The 20264-nt window shown below is 61.5% G+C and carries 22 protein-coding genes; 10 read left to right on the top strand and 12 right to left on the bottom strand.

Annotation, left to right across the window (positions count from 1 at the left end):
• Positions 1-125 precede the first annotated feature (125 nt).
• Positions 126-293 (top strand): DUF3117 domain-containing protein, encoded by a 168-nt coding sequence (locus JMA46_RS11760; protein WP_207345524.1) that lies wholly within the window; start codon positions 126-128, stop codon positions 291-293.
• An 85-nt stretch (positions 294-378) separates the two neighbouring features.
• Here JMA46_RS11760 and JMA46_RS11755 read toward each other — a convergent pair whose 3' ends face one another.
• On the bottom strand, positions 379-1020 hold the full coding sequence (locus JMA46_RS11755) for an O-methyltransferase (RefSeq protein ID WP_207345523.1): 642 nt from the start codon (positions 1018-1020) through the stop codon (positions 379-381).
• Positions 1021-1220: 200 nt separating this feature from the next.
• Between JMA46_RS11755 and sigE the strand changes: the two genes are divergently transcribed.
• Both sigE and JMA46_RS11745 read left to right on the top strand, forming a co-directional pair.
• Entirely contained in the window at positions 1221-1862 is a 642-nt protein-coding gene (gene sigE, locus JMA46_RS11750; RefSeq protein ID WP_207345522.1) for an RNA polymerase sigma factor SigE, read from the top strand.
• A gap of 111 nt (positions 1863-1973) precedes the next feature.
• Positions 1974-2390, top strand: a complete 417-nt coding sequence (locus JMA46_RS11745; RefSeq protein ID WP_207345521.1) for a twin-arginine translocase TatA/TatE family subunit — start codon at positions 1974-1976, stop codon at positions 2388-2390.
• A 136-nt stretch (positions 2391-2526) separates the two neighbouring features.
• Here JMA46_RS11745 and JMA46_RS11740 read toward each other — a convergent pair whose 3' ends face one another.
• The 3 genes from JMA46_RS11740 to JMA46_RS11730 are packed head-to-tail and all read right to left on the bottom strand — an operon-like array spanning position 2527 to position 5516.
• Positions 2527-3654 (bottom strand): P-loop NTPase, encoded by a 1128-nt coding sequence (locus JMA46_RS11740; protein WP_207345520.1) that lies wholly within the window; start codon positions 3652-3654, stop codon positions 2527-2529.
• A 10-nt stretch (positions 3655-3664) separates the two neighbouring features.
• A complete protein-coding gene (locus JMA46_RS11735) occupies positions 3665-4195 on the bottom strand; it encodes a DUF1003 domain-containing protein (RefSeq protein ID WP_207345543.1) in 531 nt (176 codons plus the stop codon).
• Between the two features lie 37 nt (positions 4196-4232).
• Positions 4233-5516: a CBS domain-containing protein gene (locus JMA46_RS11730; protein WP_207345519.1), complete on the bottom strand. Its 1284-nt coding sequence runs from the start codon at positions 5514-5516 to the stop codon at positions 4233-4235.
• 177 nt (positions 5517-5693) lie between these two features.
• On the opposite strand from JMA46_RS11730, the gene JMA46_RS11725 reads away from it, so the two are divergent.
• From JMA46_RS11725 to JMA46_RS11715, 3 genes are all read left to right on the top strand, one after another.
• Positions 5694-6554: a general stress protein gene (locus JMA46_RS11725; RefSeq protein ID WP_207345518.1), complete on the top strand. Its 861-nt coding sequence runs from the start codon at positions 5694-5696 to the stop codon at positions 6552-6554.
• A gap of 343 nt (positions 6555-6897) precedes the next feature.
• A complete protein-coding gene (locus tag JMA46_RS11720; protein WP_207345517.1) occupies positions 6898-7371 on the top strand; it encodes a hypothetical protein in 474 nt (157 codons plus the stop codon).
• Positions 7368-7667, top strand: coding sequence for a transcriptional regulator (locus JMA46_RS11715; RefSeq protein ID WP_207345516.1), 300 nt, complete (start codon positions 7368-7370; stop codon positions 7665-7667). The genes JMA46_RS11720 and JMA46_RS11715 overlap by 4 nt, the downstream gene beginning before the upstream one ends.
• Before the next feature lie 126 nt (positions 7668-7793).
• On the opposite strand, the gene JMA46_RS11710 is transcribed toward JMA46_RS11715, so the two are convergent.
• The gene (locus JMA46_RS11710) at positions 7794-9368 is read right to left on the bottom strand and encodes an aminopeptidase P family protein (RefSeq protein ID WP_348770141.1); all 1575 of its coding nucleotides are present in this window, start codon (positions 9366-9368) and stop codon (positions 7794-7796) included.
• A gap of 129 nt (positions 9369-9497) precedes the next feature.
• Between JMA46_RS11710 and JMA46_RS11705 the strand changes: the two genes are divergently transcribed.
• Complete coding sequence (locus tag JMA46_RS11705; protein WP_207345515.1) at positions 9498-10346, top strand: PHP domain-containing protein; 849 nt, start codon at positions 9498-9500, stop codon at positions 10344-10346.
• 147 nt (positions 10347-10493) lie between these two features.
• On the opposite strand, the gene JMA46_RS11700 is transcribed toward JMA46_RS11705, so the two are convergent.
• The gene (locus JMA46_RS11700) at positions 10494-12137 is read right to left on the bottom strand and encodes a DEAD/DEAH box helicase (protein ID WP_247647256.1); all 1644 of its coding nucleotides are present in this window, start codon (positions 12135-12137) and stop codon (positions 10494-10496) included.
• A gap of 334 nt (positions 12138-12471) precedes the next feature.
• The gene (locus tag JMA46_RS11695; RefSeq protein WP_207345513.1) at positions 12472-13956 is read right to left on the bottom strand and encodes an RNB domain-containing ribonuclease; all 1485 of its coding nucleotides are present in this window, start codon (positions 13954-13956) and stop codon (positions 12472-12474) included.
• Positions 13957-14021: 65 nt separating this feature from the next.
• On the opposite strand from JMA46_RS11695, the gene JMA46_RS11690 reads away from it, so the two are divergent.
• Positions 14022-14726 (top strand): ferritin-like fold-containing protein, encoded by a 705-nt coding sequence (locus JMA46_RS11690; RefSeq protein ID WP_207345512.1) that lies wholly within the window; start codon positions 14022-14024, stop codon positions 14724-14726.
• Positions 14727-14753: 27 nt separating this feature from the next.
• Here the strand turns inward: JMA46_RS11690 and JMA46_RS11685 are convergent, their stop codons facing one another.
• The 5 genes from JMA46_RS11685 to JMA46_RS11665 form a co-directional block, all read right to left on the bottom strand.
• Entirely contained in the window at positions 14754-15248 is a 495-nt protein-coding gene (locus tag JMA46_RS11685) for an AAA family ATPase (protein WP_207345511.1), read from the bottom strand.
• A gap of 55 nt (positions 15249-15303) precedes the next feature.
• Positions 15304-15873, bottom strand: a complete 570-nt coding sequence (locus JMA46_RS11680) for a hypothetical protein (RefSeq protein WP_207345510.1) — start codon at positions 15871-15873, stop codon at positions 15304-15306.
• A gap of 42 nt (positions 15874-15915) precedes the next feature.
• Complete coding sequence (locus JMA46_RS11675; protein ID WP_207345509.1) at positions 15916-16110, bottom strand: hypothetical protein; 195 nt, start codon at positions 16108-16110, stop codon at positions 15916-15918.
• 133 nt (positions 16111-16243) lie between these two features.
• A complete protein-coding gene (locus tag JMA46_RS11670) occupies positions 16244-17503 on the bottom strand; it encodes an MFS transporter (RefSeq protein WP_348770140.1) in 1260 nt (419 codons plus the stop codon).
• Positions 17504-17690: 187 nt separating this feature from the next.
• Positions 17691-18470, bottom strand: coding sequence for a type 1 glutamine amidotransferase domain-containing protein (locus tag JMA46_RS11665; RefSeq protein WP_207345508.1), 780 nt, complete (start codon positions 18468-18470; stop codon positions 17691-17693).
• A gap of 181 nt (positions 18471-18651) precedes the next feature.
• On the opposite strand from JMA46_RS11665, the gene umuD reads away from it, so the two are divergent.
• Both umuD and JMA46_RS11655 read left to right on the top strand, forming a co-directional pair.
• Positions 18652-19059, top strand: coding sequence for a translesion error-prone DNA polymerase V autoproteolytic subunit (umuD, locus tag JMA46_RS11660; RefSeq protein WP_247647258.1), 408 nt, complete (start codon positions 18652-18654; stop codon positions 19057-19059).
• Between the two features lie 35 nt (positions 19060-19094).
• Positions 19095-19265, top strand: a complete 171-nt coding sequence (locus JMA46_RS11655) for a hypothetical protein (protein WP_207345546.1) — start codon at positions 19095-19097, stop codon at positions 19263-19265.
• The last annotated feature ends 999 nt before the right edge of the window (positions 19266-20264 follow it).

The following is a 20264-nucleotide window of genomic DNA, read 5'->3' as shown; positions in this document are numbered from 1 at the left end:
GTGGGCGCGCCGATTAGCGCCCGGGCAGCCAGTACGGAATAATAGGTTGTGAGCAATACAACAGAAAGCCCTGCTGGGGAAAGCCCAGGCAGGGCAGGTGTGCACTACGAAAAGGGGAACTCCTGATGGCGGCCATGAAACCTAGAACCGGCGACGGTCCAATGGAAGTGACTAAAGAAGGTCGAAGCTTGATTCTGCGTCTGCCGCTGGAAGGTGGCGGGCGGCTCGTGGTTGAGATGAACGCCGACGAGGCCGTCAGCCTCAAGGATTGCCTGGTAGGGGCAACCAAGTAGCACCCTCCAGAAAAGTTCGAAAAAAGTGGAGGAACAGCAACTGCTGTTCCTCCACTTTTTTGTTCTCATAGAAGAACTGATGCGGTTAGGGTTGCTGCCGCTTGACTGCCAGCAACAGGCCGTCGCCGGTGGGCAGCATAGTGCTGATCAGCGCTTCGTTGTCGCGGATGAGCTTGCCGACGCGGCGCAGCACCACTGTACTGGTTTCGCGGATAGCGGGATCCGAGACCCGGTCCTTGTCCAGGGCGTCATTGACAATCAGCAATCCACCCGGTTTGAGCAGACGGATGGCCTGTTCCACGTACTCGGGGAAACTGGGCTTGTCGGCATCAATGAACACCAAGTCGTAGGCGCAGTCCGTCAGCCGTGGCAGCACATCCTGTCCACGGCCGGAAATGGTCCTCGTGCGGTTGGCTGGCGATCCGGACTCGGCAAAGGCCTCGCGCGCCGCCTTGAGGTGGTCGACGTCGGGGTCGATGGTGGTCAGCACAGCCCGCGGACCCAGCCCGCGCAGGAGCGAAACGCCGGAGACGCCGGCGCCGGTGCCAACTTCTACGGCCGTTTGCGCCTTCGAGTTGGCAGCGAGGACGGTCAGTGTGGCCGCCACTCCTGGGCTGACGGCGAATAGGCCCAACTCGTGAGAGCGTTCCCGGGCACGTCGCAGAACAATGTCTTCCACAGGGAGTCCCTCTGCATAGGACCAGCTGGTGGATTTGTCGGCGCTCAAGGGCAGTGTTTCCTAACATGGGCAGTAGCTGTTGCGGTGGCTACCTCTAGCCTACTGCCTGTGCGCCCGGTGTACTGGCGGGTACCGCTCAGCTAAATGTCAGCAACGTTTGGCACAATATTGGGACATACAGGGATCGTTCCCTAGGCTAGACATTCCCGCCGTGGGAAGAGCAGACGAGATTGAACCGAGGTGCAGAGATGAGTCCGAGCGTAAACCCCGTGATTCTTCCCGCCAGTACAGCCGGACAGGAAGTTGCAGCTGAGTGGGTCATGCCCTCATGGACTGAGGTGGTTGAAAACCACTCCGCCAAGGTTTTCCGCCTTGCGTACCGGCTCACAGGCAACAAGTACGACGCCGAAGATCTCACCCAAGAAGTGTTTGTCCGCGTGTTCAAGTCCCTGGCAAACTTCAAGCCAGGCACCCTCGACGGCTGGCTGCACCGCATCACCACCAACTTGTTCCTCGACCAGGCACGCCGCAAGCAGCGAATTCGCTTCGACACCTTGTCCGAGGATGCTGCCGCCCGCCTGCCCGGGAACGATCCGGGCCCCGAGCGGATCTTTGAATTCAACAACCTCGACAATGACATTGCCGCAGCGTTGGAGGCCTTGCCGCCAGACTTTCGTGCCGCCGTCGTACTTTGTGACATGGAAGGCCTCTCCTACGACGAAGTGGCGAATGCGTTGGGTATCAAGCTCGGCACGGTGCGTTCGCGCATCCACCGCGGCCGGTCCATGCTGCGGGAATCTTTGGCAGACAGGGCCCCCGGAGGCAGCAGCAACGCCCGCCCTGCGCGCAAGCCGCTGTTGAAGCTGCCGCGGATGGGGACCGCAGGCTAGACTTTTCCTTGGCAGTTGCCAACAGTCCGTAGACAAAGAATAATCCCTAAACGTTCAAGCATTAACGCTGGGAATCGTTGCTTTGAGCCTTGAGAGGGTAATCTTCCTAACGTGTTTGGTATCAATACCCCCGAGCTGGTCCTGATTATCATTGTGGCAGTCCTGGTGATCGGCCCTTCCCGGCTTCCCGGCTACTTGGAGAAGCTGAAGAACCTCATTCGCGAGGTGCGCAAGATGGCTTCCGGTGCGCGTGAAACAATTCGCGAAGAGGCCGGCGTGGACATTGATGACATTGACTGGAAGAAACTTGACCCGCGCCAGTACGACCCCCGCCGCATTATTCGCGAGGCGCTGCTTGATGACGACGACGCGGAAGCGCTGAACTCACTGAAGATGGCCCCGGGTGCGGCCATCGCCTCCATGATGGGCAAGGACAGCGACAAGAGTGCCGTCCCGGTTGCCGCGGAGCCCGAGATTGTCCGCCTCCCCGAGGGTGAGCGCGCCCCGTTCGACGTCGAAGCGACGTAGAAACCCCTTCTTTATATTGCGGCGGGTCTGCTTCGCAGGCTTCGGCCGCTCGAAATCGCGCTTTCGCGGCGTCGGCCAGCCCCGAAAGTGCAGGAGCGTCGGTGTTTTACGCCCCGAAAGTGCAGGAGCGTCGGTGTTAGCGGGGGGTGACGCCCAGGCTCAGCCCGGAAAGCCCGCGCGGACGCACGGCCAGCCTGTCCGCAATGGCCAGCAGGGCCGCAGCCGCTGGCGAATCCGGATCCGAGAGAACTATGGGCAAACCCGCGTCGCCGCCCTCACGCAAGGCGACGTCGAGCGGGATCTGCCCCAGCAGCTCCACGGGTGAGTTGACGGTTTGTGATAGCCGCTTGGCAAGCAGCTCGCCGCCGCCGGAGCCGAACAACTCCATGGTGCTGCCGTCGGGCAGAGTCAAAAAGGACATGTTTTCAATGGCGCCGGCAATTTTCTGCCCCGTCTGGACGGCAATGGCACCGGCGCGCTCGGCCACATCGGCAGCGGCCGCCTGCGGGGTTGTCACCACCAGCAGCTCAGCCTTGGGCAGCAGCTGCGCCACGGAAATCGCCACGTCGCCCGTGCCCGGCGGCAGGTCCAGAAGCAGAATATCCAAGTCCCCGAAGTAGACATCGGACAGGAACTGCTCCAGTGCCCTGTGCAGCATGGGCCCGCGCCAGGCAACGGGTTGGTTGCCGGCCACGAACATGCCGATCGAAATGACCTTCACACCGTGGGACACCGGCGGCAGGATCATTTCATCCACACGCGTGGGCGCCTGCGTGATGCCCATGAGCCCGGGAACCGAGAATCCGTAAACATCTGCGTCCACAATGCCCACGCGCAGCCCCCTCGCCGCAAGGGCGCAGGCAAGGTTGACGGTGACCGAGGACTTGCCCACACCTCCCTTGCCGCTGGCCACGGCATAAATACGGGTCAGTGAGCCTTCGTCGTTGAAGGGGATGCCACGCTCGGGTGCGCTGCCCTTCAATCGTTCCCTGAGCTCCGCACGTTGTTCGGCAGTCATGACGGTCAGCTCCACGTCAACGTCAGTGACGCCGTCGAGCTTGGCCAGTGCGCCCGTGACATCCGCCGTGATGGTCCCGCGCAGGGGGCAGCCAGCTATCGTGAGGCGGACGACGGCGCGTACCCGGCCGCCGTCTAACGCCTCCACCGACTCGACCATGCCCAATTCCGTGATGGGCCGGCGCAGTTCAGGGTCAATGACCGTGGCCAGAGCGGCAAGCAAAGTGGAGTGGGACGGGGCATTCATGGAGCAGACCTTAGGGATTGGTGGAGCGCTTGGAGTTACGGGTCTCTTTCAGGGTATCCCGACCCTCTGTTTGCGGGCCTGATGTATGGGGATCGTCCTGCACGGCCAGTAACTCTTCGAGCAGACCGCGCAGTTCCGAGCGGACAAAGTCTCGTGTGGCCACTTCACGCAAGGAAATACGCAGGGCCGCAATCTCGCGGGTCAGGTACTCGGTGTCGGCCAAATTGCGCTCATTGCGGGAGCGGTCCTGCTCAATCTGTACCCTGTCGCGGTCGTCCTGGCGGTTCTGTGCCAGGAGAATCAACGGCGCAGCGTAGGAAGCCTGGGTGGAGAAGAACAAGTTAAGCAAAATGAACGGGTAGGGGTCCCAGTGCAGGCCGAAAAGACCAACGACATTGATGGAGATCCAGACAATGACGAACACTGTCATATACAGCAGGAAATTGGCCGTACCCATGTAGCGGGCAAAGCGTTCGGCGAAGCGGCCGAAGAAGTCCGGGTCGCTGGTCAGGTTGGGCAGGAGCCGGGATTTCAGCTCCATGGGCGTGTCAAGGCCGCCACCCTTTGCGTGGTGCCGCTCAGCCAATGCGTCCTCCTAATTTCCTAAACGGTGCCCCGTCTTCATGGGTGCGCCAGTCGTCAGGCAAGAGATGGTCCAACAAGTCGTCAACCGTGACGGCGCCAACTAGGCGGCCTTCCTTATTGAGGACTGGAAGGGAGTTGAGGTTGTAGGAGGCCATGATGTGGCTGACCACCGCAATATCATCCTGGTCCGAGACGGGGCTGAGGTTCTTATCCACAATGGTGCCCAATTGTTCGGGGGGCGCGCTGCGCAGCAACTGTTGGATGTGGACCACGCCAAGGAAGCGTCCGGTGGGGGTTTCCAGGGGTGGTCGGCAAATGAAGATGGCCGATGCCAGTGCGGGGGAGAGGTCTTCACTGCGGACGTGGGCCAGCGCTTCTGCAACGGTCGCTTCAGGGGGGAGGATGACGGGGACGGGCGTCATGAGAGCGCCGGCTGTTCCTTCCGCATATTGGAGCAGGCGGCGAACATCCTTCGCCTCATCCGGTTCCATGAGCAGCAGAAGCTGCTCTGCCTTGGCCTTGGGCAGATCCGCCAGAAGGTCGGCGGCGTCGTCAGGGTCCATTTCTTCCAGCACGTCGGCTGCTCGCTCGTTGTCCAAGGCAGAGAGCAACGTGACCTGATCATCTTCAGGGAGCTCGGACATGACGTCTGCCAGGCGCTCATCCTGCAGTTCGCTGGCCACTTCCACACGGCGTTTGTTACTCATGTCCTGCATGGCGTCGGCAAAGTCCGCCGGTTTGAGGCTCTCATGGTTGGCGACGAAGAAGGTGGCGCTTTGTGGCTGCGTGTCATCCTCGGTTCGCGCTTCGGACCAGTCAATCAGCACGGTGTGTCCGCGGCGCAGGCCACGAAGGCGGGACGTGGAGGCTCCGCGGCGAACAAAAAGTTTAGTGACAAGCCAATCGCCATTGTTCTGCTGGTCCATGGCGATATCTTCGATGACGGCCACGCCGCTGCCATCTACGAGTGTCACCTTGCGGTCAAAAATCCCGCCCACCACCAGCTGCTCGGCGCCGCGCTGTTCAAAGCGACGCAAATTCACCAAACCGGTACAGATAATTTGGGACTGGTCCATGGAGGTCAGTCGGGTCATGGGCACAAAGACCCGCTTCTTGCCGGGAACTTCCACTACTATGCCCACCGCATGGGGTGCCGCGTTCAGCTTACGACCCAGAACGACGACGTCGCGCAGCTTCCCAAGACGGTCCCCGATGGGGTCAAAGACGTCAAGGCCCAAAAGTCGGGCAACAAAGATTCGTGTTGGTTGTGTACTCACAGATACAGGCTACTTCCCCGCTCGTACAATGGCCCAACCTTTACTCCTGCCATTGACGTCGCGGTCAAGCCCTGGACGTGGGCTTGGCAGAGCGTCGCAGGTGACGCTCATGGTCCTTTCATTTCACTGCCAGCGATACTCCAGTCAACGTGCAGCATCATGATGGACAATAGGAGCATGGCAAACCTCTTTGGACGCTCCCGACCACAGGACGAGGCCCGCATTGTTCCCACCGGCGAAACAATCGGTTCCTACACTTCTTACTTGGATGCGCAAAAGGCAGTTGACTACTTGGCGGATGAAAAGTTTCCCGTCCAGCATGTCTCTATTGTGGGCAACGACCTGAAGATCGTGGAGCGGGTGACAGGGAAGCTCAGTTACCCGCGTGTGGCCCTCACTGGCGCTATGACCGGTGCATGGTTTGGCTTGTTCATTGGCGTGATGCTCTCCTTCTTTAATTCCGGAAGCAATGGTGGTGCACCGTATCTCAACGTTTTCACGTCAGTCCTTTTGGGGGCTGCGCTGTGGATGTTGTTCGCGATCATTGGCTACGCAGCCCAGCGTGGCAAGCGCGACTTCACCTCCACCAATCAGGTGTTGGCCACCAGCTATGACGTGATTGTCACCGCTGATGTGGTCATGGACGCACGCCGCCTGCTGGCCCAGCTGCCGATGAACTCCAACGCTCCCCGACCAACACAGGCGTACCAGGGACAGGGCTTCCACGGCCAAGGACAAAATCAGGGATACCGCCCTCCGGCACAGCCGCCGGCTTCATCTGGTCCGGCTCCAACACGGCCCGAAGGCTGGCATGATCCCTACGCGCCGGCAGACCACTTAGCCGGCGATTCATCCGGACAGGGTGAAAACGCTCAGGGAGACGCGAATACTCATCCGGCCCAGGCGCCAACCCCGCGGGGACAGTTCCATGATTTGCCTGATGGGCGCCCGCAATACGGCATTCGAGTGGAGCCCGCTCCGGCATCCAAGGACCCTAACGCACCTGCCGATGGCCAAGGTGGCGGATCCGGCGCCTGAATGTGCGTCCGGTAGTTCCCTGATTAAGTAGAAATCGAATGACAACAACCCGCAGTCGCCTGCGGGTTGTTGAGTTTAAGTCGCCATGCCGCCGGGTTGAGTGATTCATACAGCAGCTGATGCGGGTGCCACGTTCCGCCCGTAGACAGTACTGCGGCTGATGTGGGTTGGTCCGCGTGTCACCCGCCGGAGCTGCAGTATGAATCGTAGTCACGACAGCACACCCGCAGGAGCTGTCATACGAATGGCCGGGATGGCTATTGCCGCCGATTTCTGCCTCGATCAGCTGACTGCTTCGTTATACTCTTGACTTTCCATGGTGGAAAGTGGTTGACTTTCCACCATGGAAAACGAACAGAACCCCGAAGCCGCTCCAACCCACGATGCGCATGCCACCCTCGCTGCCATTGGCGGTGCGAGGTCCAACGCAGCCGATCGCCTCGTGACTCCCTGGTGGTACCACCCAATTCTTGGTCTGCTGGCCGCGGTGTTCGTTGTTGTCTACGCGACCGGCGACATTGTGGCCGTGCTCATCGTCACCGTCCTATATTTTGGTGGTTTAGGCGTCCTCATGGGGGTGTATAAGGAGAAGACCGGGATGTGGATCAACGGTCTCAGGGCAGGAAGGGCCAGCTGGTGGACGCTTCCCTTAGTGGTGATCATGGTGGCCTGCCTGGGCGTTGCGTACTATTTACACGCCGTGCATGGACTTGACTGGCCTGCATGGGTGGCGGGTGTAGTCATTTTCGTTGCCGTGAACTTTTTTGGTCACAGATTTGACGTGGCTCTGCGCACCCAGCTGCGGGAACAACCGTGACCGTGCCGACTGAAGTAGGGCTCAATGAGGTCATCCACGCACCCAACCGCCTGCGCATCTGCGCGTTCCTGAGCACCGTGGACCGGGCAGAATTCAGTATTATCCGCGACATGCTCGGGGTGGCAGACTCCGTCACGAGCAAGCAGCTGAAGGTGCTCGAGGACGCCGGTTACCTCACGCTCACCAAGCCGACCGGTAAGGGACGCGTCAAGACATGGGCCGGGCTCACGGGGGAGGGTCGGAAGGCGTATGCGTCCCACGTCGCTGCGCTCAAGGCGCTAATTGCGGGTCAGTGACGCCGAGGAGTGACCCTGGGCCTGACGGGGAACATACACAAAGGGCGACGTCGGCACCCAAACATGGGTACCGACGTCGCCCTTTGTTGCAGGCGTTCTGTTGCAGGCGCGTCTAAAGCTGGTGCATCAGCCCAGCAGGTTCGCCATCCATGCTTCGACGGCGTCGGCCTCGCGGGGCAGTGCCGCGCTCAGGTTGACGGGGCCGTTGGCGGTGATGAGGATGTCGTCCTCGATGCGGACGCCGTGGCCGCGGTACTCGGCCGGAATGGCCAGGTCCTCGTCCTTGAAGTACAGGCCAGGCTCAATGGTGAAGATCATTCCCTCGGTGATGATGCCGTCAATGTAGAGGTCGGCGCGGGCCTGGGCGCAGTCGTGCACGTCAAGGCCCAGGTGGTGGCTGGTGCCGTGCGGCATCCAGCGGCGGTGCTGCTGGCCGGCGGGGGAGAGCGCCACCTCCGCGGTGACAGGCAGCATGCCCCAGTCGGAGAGGCGCTCGGCCAGGACCTTCATGGCGGCCTCATGCACTTCGCGGAACTTCCGTCCCGGTACGGCTACGGCGAAGGCGGCGTCGGCAGCATCCAGTACGGCCTGGTAGATCTTCCGCTGGACCTCGGTGTACTTGCCGTTGACCGGCAGCGTGCGAGTGACGTCGGCCGTGTATAGTGTGTCTGCTTCCACCCCGGCGTCGACGAGCAGCAGCTTGCCGGAATCGACGGTGCCGGTGTTGCGGTTCCAATGCAGGACCGTGGCGTTGTTGCCGGCGGCGGCAATGGTGTCGTAGCCCAGCTCGTTGCCTTCTTCGCGGGCGCGGGCAAAGAACGCACCTTCCACAACGCGCTCGCCGCGCTTGTGGGCGACCGCGCGGGGCAGGGCCTTCACAATCTCTTCGAAGCCGGCGATCGTGGCGGCCACAGCGACCTTCATCTGCTCGATTTCCCACTCGTCCTTGACCAGGCGAAGGGCGGACAGTTCCTCGGCGAGCTGTGCGTCGAGGTCGTCCAGGATGGAGAAGTCCATGGCGTCCGGGTTTTTCGCCGTGTTGTAGCGGGCAGTGTCCACCAGGGCATCGATATTTTCATCCACCTTGCGCACCAAGCGGATGGACGTGCCGCCAACGCTGGTCTCGCCAACGTTCTTGGTGACAGCCACTTCAAGCTCGCTCAGGTCCGCGGTGGGCAGGCCGAGGAGGGCCTGGAACTCTGCGAGGGTAGGGCGGCGGCCAATCCAAAACTCGCCGCTGCGCGAATCTGCGTAAAACGCCTTGGAGTCCCGGCCAGCCATGGGACGGAAGTACAAGGTGGCGCGGTGGTTGCCGCCGTCGTCCCCTTCACCGTCAGCTACGGGATCAAGCACCAGTACGGCGTCGGGCTCATGGTCCACGCCAAGGCCTGTCAGGTGTGCAAAGGCGGAGTGCGGGCGGAAACGGTAGTCGCAGTCATTGGAGCGGACTTTTAACGGCCCGGCCGGGATGACGAGGCGTTCGTTCTTGAACTGCCCGGAAATCGCACGACGGCGACGCGCGGCGTGATCTGCCACCTCGGCCCGGGCGGGGAGCTCAGCGGAGCCGGGGGCCCACTGGGAGGCCATGAAGGTGCGGAAAGCGTCCGAGTCGGGACGGTGTGAACGGTTGTTCACCCGCTCCTCGAGAGGCTGCTCGCTTGAATGGTCGGTGTTCGCGGGGGTTTTCTCATTGTGGTTCACTCCTTAAGTCTCCCACCGCTTGCGAAAAGGGACAAAGGCGGGGCAATCCACCCGGGGTAGGCCGGTACCGGGCCGTGCCCAGAAGGTGGCGACTGCTTCATAAGAGGGCGGGCGACGTACGCTTGGGGCGTGAGGATCGATCTGCATACCCATTCCAATATTTCCGACGGCACCCAGACTCCGGCTGAGCTGGTGGCCGCGGCCGCGCAGGCACGCCTGGACGTCATGGCGTTGACTGACCACGACTCCACGGCTGGCTGGGCAGAGGCGCTGGAGGCGGCCCATGAGCACGGGGTGGGACTGGTGCCGGGTATGGAAATTTCCTGCAAGACGGACCGTGGCGTCAGCGTTCACCTGCTCTGCTACCTGCAGGATCCGGCTCACCCGGGACTGCTGGAGGAGATCACCAAGGCCAGAACTGCCCGCCTGAGCCGCGCCGAACGCATGGTGGAGCTCCTTTCCGAGGACTACCCGCTGAGCTGGGCGGACGTCAACGACCACGTGGCCCCAGGTGCCACGATTGGGCGCCCGCACATTGCCGACGCCCTGGTTGCAGCTGGCGTTGTGGCAGACCGAAGTGAGGCCTTCGCCAGCATCTTGACCTCGCGTTCACGCTACTTTGTCAGCCACTATGCCCCGGACCCCGTCCAGGCAGTGGAGCTGGTGCGCGCTGCTGGCGGCGTGCCCGTGTTTGCGCACCCTGTCGCTGCGGCGAGGGGACGGGTGGCGCCACCTGAGGTCTTCCATGACATGATCGACGCCGGACTGCTGGGCTTGGAGGTCGATCACCGGGACAACCCACCCGAGGGCCGTGAATGGCTGCGCAAACTGGCGGCGGAAACCGGCATGATCATGACAGGCTCCTCCGACTACCATGGGGCGGGGAAGCCGAATCTGCTGGGTGAAAACCTGACTGATCCATCAGCCTTGGAGCGTATTTTGGGGCACGGAACGGGCACTAAGCCGTTCTTGCAGTAGCCGGTGCACCGGTAGTGGTTGTAGGCACACGCGGTAGGCACACGCGGACTCAACGAAAAATGCCGCAGTTTGGCGAAAATGCCGGGGTTTGTACCGTGGCATTTTCGTCAAACTGCGGCATTTTTGCTCGCTGCTAGAACATGCTGGTTACTCGCCGCTGTCCTGCTGTGCCACGACTTCGCCGTTGCGGCGACGGGTGCGGCTGCGCCTGGGGCGTGCTGCGCGAGCCTCGGCGGGAGCGCCGCCCTCAGCTGGTGCGGCAGTTTCGGTGGATGTACGACGGCGGTTACGCCCGCCGTCGTGCTTATCACCGGCGCCGGACTCTTCGCGACGCTTCTCACCATGACGGGCACCCGAGCGGTTGCCTCCGCGGTTTCCACCACGGGGGGCCTCAGACTTGGGGGAGTTGCGCTTGCCGGTCTCGCCGAGATCCTCAAGAACCTCTGCGTCAATGCCGGCGTGCGTGCGCTGGTTGCGCGGCAGGCGGCCCTTGGTTCCGGCAGGAATGTCAAGGTCGGTGTACAGGTGCGGTGAGGACGAGTACGTCTCAACGGGTTCAGGAACGCTGAGGCCCAAGGCCTTGTTGATCAAGGCCCAGCGCGGCATATCATCCCAGTCGACGAATGTCACGGCCGTGCCCTTGTTGCCTGCACGGCCAGTACGGCCCACGCGGTGCAGGTAGATCTTTTCGTCCTCGACGCACTGGTAGTTCACCACGTGCGTGACGTCATCCACATCGATGCCGCGAGCTGCGACGTCGGTGGCGACAAGCACATCAACCTTGTTGTTGCGGAAAGCACGCAGAGCCTGCTCGCGGGCGCCCTGGCCCAGGTCGCCGTGGATGGCAGCGGCGGCGAATCCGCGGTCAACCAATTCCTCTGCAACCTTCGCTGCCGTGCGTTTGGTCTTCGTGAAAATAATGCTGCGGCCGCGGCCGTTGGCCTGCAGGATGCGGGCCAGCACCTCGATCTTGTCAAGGTTGTGGGCGCGGTAGATCAGCTGGCGGATGTCGCGCTTTGTCAGGCCCTCGTCGTCGGGATCAGCAGCACGGATGTGCGTGGGCTGGGTCATGTAACGGCGTGCCATGGCCACGACCGGGCCGGGCATGGTGGCCGAGAAAAGCATGGTTTGGCGCACGGCCGGGGTTCCGGAAATCAGCGTCTCAACGTCGGGCAGGAAGCCCAGATCGAGCATTTCGTCGGCCTCGTCAAGGATCACGATGCGAACGTGCTTAACGTTCAAGTGGCGCTGCTTGAGCAGGTCGATCAAGCGGCCCGGGGTGCCAACAACCAGTTCAACACCCTTTTGCAGGGCCTCGATCTGCGGCTCGTAGGCGCGGCCACCGTAAATGGTGGCGATGCGGATGCCGCGGTGCTTGGACGCTGTGACCAGGTCACCGGCAACCTGCACGGCAAGTTCGCGTGTGGGCACGATGATCATGGCCTGGGGTGCGCCCGGCGCTGCGAGCTTCTCAAAGCCCTCATCCTTCGGGGCCACGATTCGGTTCAGGGCCGGGATGCCGAAGCCGAGCGTCTTGCCCGTTCCGGTCTTGGCTTGGCCAATGATGTCGTGTCCGGTCAAGGCGATGGGCAACGTCATGGCCTGGATGGGGAAGGGGTGGATGATGCCGGCCTCGGTCAGTGAGGAAACGATCTCATGGTGCACGCCGAAGCTGGCGAACGTTTCCTTCTCTTCCTGGCGGGGAGGCTCGTTGCTGCTCAGTGTGCCGTCAATTTCGACTTTCTCGCTGCTGTCTTCAGCCTGCAGGAGGGAATCTGCTTCAATGCTCAAATGCTTACCGTTCAATTCGTCTATACAAGGTGCTTCCTGCCTGGGCTCAACGCGGGCGCAATGATGGGCCTCACGGAGCCGGGGACGGCGGCACAATCTTAGGGAAGCCGATCGCGGGCTAACAAAAACTTGCCCTCCCATCGCCGGAAAGGCGGGTGGGGGAGGAACTAAAAAGACGCGCGTAGGGGCGGGTTTGTTGAACTAAAAACTATCAATCAACGACCGGGCATCCATGTCTACCCTTTTAGTCTAACGGCACGCAGCCTAATTCCCCCGCGGGCGCGAAGTTAAAGCCATTATTGCCAGCCACCCAGCCACTCTGTCGGCCCAGCCACTAGCTCCGGATGGGGGTGGATGCGGCAGGTACAAAGGTGATGGTGCGGGTGGCGATGTCCGCCTTGACCAGCTTGACGCGCACCATGGTGCCTGGCTCCAGCGCCCCTTCGCAATAACCTGTCACAGCAGGGACGGAAATCTGGATGGTGCTGCGGGCGGCGGATGCCTTTGAGCTGCGTCCGTTGTTCTTCGGCCCGGAAAGCACGACGGCGTCAAACTCGTCTCCCACGAAGTGACGCAACAGTGCTGCTTCGACGGTGTCAATGGCTGCCCTGTCCACCTTCGCGGCCAGCTGATTGGAGGCATTCATGATGTCCGGCAGTTCATCCAGCGAGTCAATGGCCCATGCCGGGACGTCCTCGTTGGAACACAGGGACGCGCAGATGGCCAGCACAAAACGATCCACGAGGCGGCGCAGTGGAGCGGTGGTGTGCGCATAGGGCGCTGCCACGGCAGCCTGGAGAACCTTTTCCGGGACTTCACCGTTGAAGGGCGTGTAGCCGGCACCTCTGAACAAGGTGGTGGCTGCATGCATGAGCGCCAGATCCTTGGGGTCTTCGGTGTTCAGCGTGCGCAGGTACTGGCCGTAGGCCATGTCCGTGCCCCACGGATTACCCAGCGCCACGGTTCGCGCACGGTAGGCGGCAATGGCTTCCTCATCAGGTGGCGGCATGGTGCGCAAAATGCCCACCTTGCCCTTGATCATGACCTGGGCCGCGGCCATTCCCGTGAGCAGGGAAATTTGGGCGTTCCAGTCCTCAATGGGCAGGTTGGGCCGAAATTGCAGGACGTAGCGGCCGTCCGTGAACTCCACTTCCTGTGCTGGCACGTTCAGGCTGGCACCGCCGCGGGCGCGTTCCAGCTCGATGCGCTTCGTCCCGATCTCGGCCAGCAGCTCCAAGGTGCCGGCATAGGCGCTAGGTGCGTTCCCGGCGTCGTACATTTCCTGGGCCTGCTCATATCCGAGCTTGGCGATGCTGCGCACCGTGGCGCGTCGAACGCTGCAGCTGGTCTGGGAGCCGTCTGCGGCCAGGTGGATTTCCCAGACGAACGCGGAGCGGGTGTCGTCGGCGAATAGGCTCGCGGCGCCCTCACTCAGGGTCAGCGGATGCAGTGGGATGCGCTGACCGGGAGTGTAGATGGTCTGGCCGCGGCGGCGCGTCTCCGAGTCCAGCGGGCCTCCGGGCGGCACGAAAGCGGGAACGTCGGCAATGGCGTAGTGGACCACATAGCCGTCGTCGCTGCGCGCCAGGTACATTGCCTGATCGAGGTCCTGTGAGTCTGCAGGGTCGATGGTGATGAACGGCAGCGCTGTCAGATCCGGGGCGGGGAGGGCATGGCCGGCGATGACGGCATCAACTTCGGCCAGGACATCGGGGGTGAAGCCGTCAGGGAGTTTGAACTCCTCACTCAGGGCGGCCAGTGCTTGGGCGAGTGACTGCTGGGCGGCGCTACGTCTGACGCCAATATGGGAGTACGGCACGGTTTCAGCGTAAACGATTCCATCCCAAGAACAAGGGCGGCGCGGCAAGCACTACGCTGGGGCCTATGAGTATTTCAGCATCCGACGCCGATGATTACGTAACTGCCGGGGAACTACGGGCCCGCTATGACACTTTTGTGGTGGATCTGCTCGGCAGTATTGCGTATGGGGAACTCTCCGCGTTTGAGCGTCTGGCAGCTGACGCGCGGCACTCGCCTTCATTGAGCGACAAGGCAGTGTTGGGGAAAATGGCGGTCTCGGAATTTGGCCATTATGAAGCGATGTGTGCACGCCTGGAAGCCATGGGCATGGATCCGGAACTGGCCATGGCGCCCTACCAGCGCATGGTGGATGCGTTCCACGAGCGCACCCGGCCGGCAGACTGGCATGAGTCGCTTATGAAGGCCTATGTGGTGGAAACGATCACCGAGGAGTTCTATGCGGCCATTGCGGAGCACCTGGATGCGCCCACCCGTGAAGCGATCGCCCAAGTGCGCACCAGCGATGAACAAGTGGAACGGCTGACGTCCATGTTGAAGAAGATGCTGGCCGAAGATCCGCGGCTTTCCTCCCGGCTTGCACTATGGGGCCGCCGGCTCGTGGGGGAGGCGCTGAGCCAGGTGCAGCACATCGGAGCCAAGCACAGCTTCCTGGTGGGGCTGCGCCCTGACGCCACCCACGAGCAGGCTGCGGCCGAAGTGACAAAAATTCTCAGGACGCTGACGCGCAATCACTCCAAACGGATGAGCCTTTTGGGACTGACCGCCTAACTCGGATTAGCCCGCCTCACGGGCGGCTCAGAGGTTCCGGACATCGTCCAGTATGCGGGCCATTGCTTCGCCAAGAGATTCGTGCGCTGAAATCCGCTGCTCTTCGATGCCGTTCAACGGGTCCCACCCGTGGTACCAGCCGCGCATGTCCTGCTCGCCAAAACTCGCCTGTTTGCGCGGTCGTGTGGCATGGCGGCGAAGGGTGTCCGCCAAGGTGAGGTCGTAGGCGTAGAACAAGCTGTGCCCCGCATGTGCCCCGCGCAGCGTATTGAAGCTTGCACTATATTTACGGGCATTGAACATGCCATCGGCAATAACCGTGCGGTCGTGGCTCAGCGTCAGTGCAACCGTCTGTTCAATGAGCTCAATTGTGAGCGGGGAGTAGTTGCCTACTTCGCCCAGGACAGTCCGGCGAAAGTAGTCCTGCTCAATCCAGACGGCACCGAGTTCGCGTTGCAGCGCTTGGGCCAACGTGCTCTTGCCGGAGCCGGAATTGCCGCGCAGCACAATGAGCAGTGACATGCTTCTATCCAAGCACTTTGCGTCGCTGCCGGGGTGAAATTTCTGCAGGTGGGAGTTAGTCGTCGGTACCGTTTCTGAAGACCAGCATCACAATGAGCTGTTGGAACAACCCCGTGAGGAAGCTGCGATCCAAGGAGTGGCCCAAAACCCGTACGTTCATGGAGAAGCGGCCTTGTTCCAAGTCTTCGCTGATTTTGTTGATGAGGCGTGGAAGACGGTTGAGCAGGGGAAGCTTTGGTTTGCAGTACTCCAGTTCGCGGATGTAAACCCCCGGAAGCAGATCCACCCCAGTAGATAGCATCGGGCCCATTTTGATAAAGGCGACGCCGGCTTTATTGAGTGCGTTGCGCAAAGCTTGGGCGATTTTCGCGTCTTGGGCGAACCCGTCATCGTGGCCGACCCCACGAAGCCGGGCGCCCAATCCGTGGCGCACCGCGATGGAGGGGACGAACGCATAGCGGCGGGCGCGCCGCCGTCGAGCCTCCCATCCGGTAAATATCTGGCTGAAACTCCGCAGGGTGCCTGTGGGGAAAGCTGCCTCGAAGTACACCAGTGCGGCGACGCCGAGGGCAAAAATCCAACCGATGGCCAATATCAGGAACAGCATTGCCACGGTGCGGGCCACGTTCAGACCGTTGGGATTTTGGTCTGTCCCCGCGCGAAGCAATTACTGGACGCTCGGCCCCATGGCGGCGCTCATGACGAAGCCGACGGCTATGGAGCTCAGCCAGCCGATCGGTACGGCAACCACGCGCCGCACCACTGTTGCTGCAAGCCCTGACTGAAGGGTCAGAAACAACATTCCGGCAATACTCAGCAGCACAATGACAACAATATCCACGCCAGCCATCAGGACCTGCACCTGCTGACACTGGTTCGGGCAACGTTAACTTTGGCTTCCTGGATGGTTCTAGTTTCTGACTTCACTGTAACTGTGGCGTCAGGATTTGATGGGGTATGCCCAGTGCAGGAGGGGGTGCGGTGCTCAAAAGCGGTTATTGGGTAGGCCGTCTGCGGGGCTGCCGGCCGGGAAGCAGCCCCAACGCAGCCGCAACGGCCAGAGCCGCCAGCACCGCCAGGGCACCAGCCATGGCCGTCCAGCCAAACTGTTGAAAGACGAAACCGGCACTCCAGCCCACCAGGCTCGAACCGGCGTAATAGCTGAGATTGTACAACGAAGATGCCTGGGCCCGGCCAGTGACGGCCAGCGCTCCCGTCCATCCGGAGGCGATGCTGTGGGCGCCAAAAAAGCCAGCCGTGAACAGCACCAGCCCCACCAGAATAACTGCAAGCGGATGGGCCAGCGTCAGGGCCAAGCCAGCCACCATCACGCCGGTGGATGCAAGGAGAATGGCGCGCTTGCCAAACCGAGTGGCCAGTCCGGCAACGGCACGCGAAGACACCGTCCCGGACAGATAAGCCAGGAACAGCAACGCTATGGCGGAAGCCGGCAAAAGATAGGGTGGCGCCTCCAGCCGGAAGCCCAGGTAGTTGTAGACGCTGACAAAGGAGCCCATCAGCAAGAAAGCCTGGGCATACAGGGCCAACAGGGACTTGTTACGCAACTGCGGGACCAGCTTGCGCAGGACCCCGCCAAAGCCGCCGGAGGTTGACACCGGCACAAAGCCGCGGGGCTTGGGGGCCAGCATGAGAAAGCCGACGGCGGCAGCCGCAGCGCACAGGGAGACAACCAGGGTGCCCATGCGCCACCCTGCAATTTCTGCCACGGGCCCGGCAATCAATCGGCCGGAAAGCCCGCCGATAGTGGTGCCGGCCACGTAGACACCGGCTGCCGCTCCTGCATGCCGGGGGCTGATCTCTTCGGTCAGGTAGGCGATGGCAAGTGCGGGAACCCCGCCCAGCGCAGCACCTTCGAGAACACGCAGCAGGAGGAGAATTTCGAAAGTAGGGGCAGCAGGGACCATTAAGCCCAGAATCGTTGCCATGACCACCGCCAAACCCATGGTGCGGACCCTGCCAAGCCGGTCGGCAGCAAAAGACCACGGCAACACGGCGATGGCCAGCCCCACTGTGGCGGCTGAAACGGACAGGGCTGCCTGCGCGGCGGTGATGCCCAGATCGCGTGACATCAGTGGCAGTAGGCCCTGCACCGAATACAGCTGCGCAAACGTCGCCACGCCCGAACATGCAAGTGCTGCCAGGACCCTGCGGTATCCGTTGCTGCCCTGCAGGTGGCCTTCCCACGGGCCACCCACTGCAGTTGGAACCTTGTCCGCGCTCTTTCTTCTTCCCACACCACAACCGTAGAACTCCCGGACACCAACACCTAACGGTGAGCCAGCACCGGTTCATCCCAAGCATGTTTGCCGCCAATTGCCGCCCGTGGCTGCCAGTCGTGGCGGAAACGAAAACTGACGGCCCCTCGGGTTTCAAGGTGGCCGTCAGTTTCAGTGCCCGGTCGGGGCCACTGTGCTCGTAGCGTCAGTGCTCCGCGGCTTCCGCGGCAGCCTTCTTGGCTTCCTTCTCGGCGTCCTTCTCCGCACGCAGGGCTTCTGCCTCGTGCTGTTCCTCAGCCTTTTCCTGGTGGATGACCTCGGCCAAAAGCTTCTCCATTTCCTTGGCCACACCAGCCGCGGACGCTGGGTTCTGGCCTGTCACCAAGCGCTCATCAACCACCACCTTCTCCTCGAAGACGTCGGCGGCGACGTGGGTTGCGCCCTGTTCCTCGAGCCGGTCTGCCAGGAAGAAGGGGATGACTTTGTCCTTGCCCGCGGCAACCTCTTCCTCGTTGGTGAAGGCAGCCACCTTTCTGCCATTGACGAGGTGGATCCCATTCTCCAATTTCACATTCACCAGGCCGGCTGGTCCGTGGCAGACTGCGCCCACCACTCCGCCCGCGTTGTAGACGCTGGCCACAAGATTCTGCAGGCCTTCGCTGTCCGGGAAGTCCCACATGGTGCCATGGCCCCCCACGAGGTAGAGCGCGTCGTACTGTTCGGGGTCAACGACGTCGATGCGGGCCGTGTTGTAGAGGCCTGCGCGCGTGGTCTCGTCCTCCGTGAACGCAACCTGAATGGGATCCTCGGAGTCCACCGTGTCGCGTGGGGGCTGGCCGCCCTTGATGGAGGCGAAGTCCACGAAATGCCCGGAATCCTTGAAAACCTTCCAGGGATGTGCGGCCTCGGCCACGTTGTAGCCGGTCTTCTCGCCGGTGTCAGCAATCTCGGAAACGCTGGTCAGTACCATGAGGATTTTCTTCATGAAATGCTCCTTTCGTCCGTTTCCCACCCTAAGCGAGTGTCCAACCGCTTGCCTAGTCCATGCGATCATGTCCCGCCCTCGGCTTAACCACGGATTGACGCAGGCGGAACTCCGGTGCTGCGGCTGCGGTGGTACGCTTGAATGTCGAATGTTTGTTCTAGGAGGTGGTGCGGTGTTTGGCATGGACCTCGTGGAACCGACGCCGCCCAATACAGCTCCCAGCGGCTTCCCCAGCCCGGCTCAGGACTACTTCCATGGCGGGATCGACCTCAACAAACACCTGATAAGGGACCGTACCTGCACCTTCGTCATGCGCGTCTCCGGAGGCGCCATGTCAGGGGCGGGCATAGCCGACGGCGACGAAATCATCGTGGACCGCTCCCTCACTCCGCGCGATGGTTCGGTCGTCGTGGCCGTGGTGGAGGGTGAGCTCCTCATCCGCCGCCTCGTGATGCTCGACGGCGCACCCTCCTTGGTAACGGAACCCGCCGATGCACCGTCCCCGGCAACCGCGGTGACTGTGCTGGCAGGGGAAGCAGGCGAGATTTCGGTATGGGGCGTAGTCACCCGGTGCCTGCACCATGTCTAACTGGACGGCAATCGCCAGCTTCGGCTTCGAACCTGATGCGGATCCAGGCCTTGCGTGAAAAAGCCATGGGCAGCACCCACATCGCCCTGGTGGATGTGAACAACTTTTATGTCTCCTGCGAGCGGGTGTTCAACCCAGCGCTGGAAGGCCGTCCCGTCGTCGTGCTTTGTGTACGACTGGACAGTGTCTGGGCTGTTCACCGCTAGTATTTTCAATCGCGTTCTGCAATTTGGAGCGTTGGTAACCGATGGGGGTCCACCCCATCGGTTGGATTCTCTGCTTACGTTAACCCGCGGACAGCATGATCACGAACCCCATTTTCCGGCGTTCGCCAGGACGTCCACGGCGCCTGGCCGAGCCTTGTAGAGAAAATGTAACCGAGGAGATGGAGAGTTTCGGCATGGTGCAATGCTCCCGGCCAAACCCGCACGGGCCCTTTGTCGGATGCGACGACCGTCTCGGCTTCAAAGCACATGCCGTAAAAAGCCCCCTTCTCACCCGAATAAAAACACCGGACGGCTCTTGTGGGACGACGGATTTCTTGGCGCAACAGCGGCATAGGTCAGAGGCAAGTCTGTCCGGCGAAGGGCAGATTGTCGGACACCATGAAAACTCGGCAGAACGTTCCGCCAAGCAGGTCCAAATGGCCATCGCAACAGCGAGGGTTTCTGCGGTCACTCTTGCATCTCGTGGGTTCAGGATTTCTGACGGCGATGATGATAGTGGTTGTGCGGTGTCGGCTACCCTTGTGGCGGTCCAACTCGTCAGGACCAGCGCACAGTCTCTGCAGACACATGTTCAACTTGAGTATCGTGCACGAAAGACCTGGTCTATCTAGTCAAGTTGGCTGCAACCAACGGAGCGTGCCTTGAACCATTTTCCATCCGACTGAATGTAGATGGTGTTTGATGGATTTACATCGCAGTCGGCTAAGGGGGAAGACGCATTGTCCGAGCCTGAAAGATTTACTTTAGCCGGGAGCTTCATACCGTCAACGGAGTACAGGTTTTCCCACGGCTTTTCTATAAGAACCTGACCCGGTGTATTGGGATCATCTGAAGAAGTTGCACATACCGGGACAGTCTTTCCTACAATCGACTGAGCCACGCTCAAGGTCAGGTCTCCCTCCACAGGTATATTTCCCAGACAACCTTTCGATTGATTGCTACATCCAACCACCACTGACAGCGGTAAAATCAACATAA

Source organism: Arthrobacter sp. E3, from assembly GCF_017353415.1.
In the GTDB taxonomy this organism is placed as follows: domain Bacteria; phylum Actinomycetota; class Actinomycetes; order Actinomycetales; family Micrococcaceae; genus Specibacter.
Note: the sequence above shows the minus strand (reverse complement) of the source record. Positions and strands in the feature narration are given on the sequence as shown.

What these genes read in the sequence shown, in the direction of transcription:
- JMA46_RS11740 (WP_207345520.1), bottom strand. Translation starts at nt 3,654, where the DNA reads ATGAATGCCCCGTCCCACTCCACTTTGCTTGCCGCTCTGGCCACGGTC.
- JMA46_RS11760 (WP_207345524.1), top strand. Translation starts at nt 126, where the DNA reads ATGGCGGCCATGAAACCTAGAACCGGCGACGGTCCAATGGAAGTGACT.
- JMA46_RS11665 (WP_207345508.1), bottom strand. Translation starts at nt 18,470, where the DNA reads ATGAAGAAAATCCTCATGGTACTGACCAGCGTTTCCGAGATTGCTGAC.
- umuD (WP_247647258.1), top strand. Translation starts at nt 18,652, where the DNA reads ATGGACCTCGTGGAACCGACGCCGCCCAATACAGCTCCCAGCGGCTTC.
- JMA46_RS11725 (WP_207345518.1), top strand. Translation starts at nt 5,694, where the DNA reads ATGGCAAACCTCTTTGGACGCTCCCGACCACAGGACGAGGCCCGCATT.
- sigE (WP_207345522.1), top strand. Translation starts at nt 1,221, where the DNA reads ATGAGTCCGAGCGTAAACCCCGTGATTCTTCCCGCCAGTACAGCCGGA.
- JMA46_RS11720 (WP_207345517.1), top strand. Translation starts at nt 6,898, where the DNA reads ATGGAAAACGAACAGAACCCCGAAGCCGCTCCAACCCACGATGCGCAT.
- JMA46_RS11685 (WP_207345511.1), bottom strand. Translation starts at nt 15,248, where the DNA reads ATGTCACTGCTCATTGTGCTGCGCGGCAATTCCGGCTCCGGCAAGAGC.
- JMA46_RS11690 (WP_207345512.1), top strand. Translation starts at nt 14,022, where the DNA reads ATGAGTATTTCAGCATCCGACGCCGATGATTACGTAACTGCCGGGGAA.
- JMA46_RS11655 (WP_207345546.1), top strand. Translation starts at nt 19,095, where the DNA reads ATGCGGATCCAGGCCTTGCGTGAAAAAGCCATGGGCAGCACCCACATC.
- JMA46_RS11735 (WP_207345543.1), bottom strand. Translation starts at nt 4,195, where the DNA reads ATGGAGCTGAAATCCCGGCTCCTGCCCAACCTGACCAGCGACCCGGAC.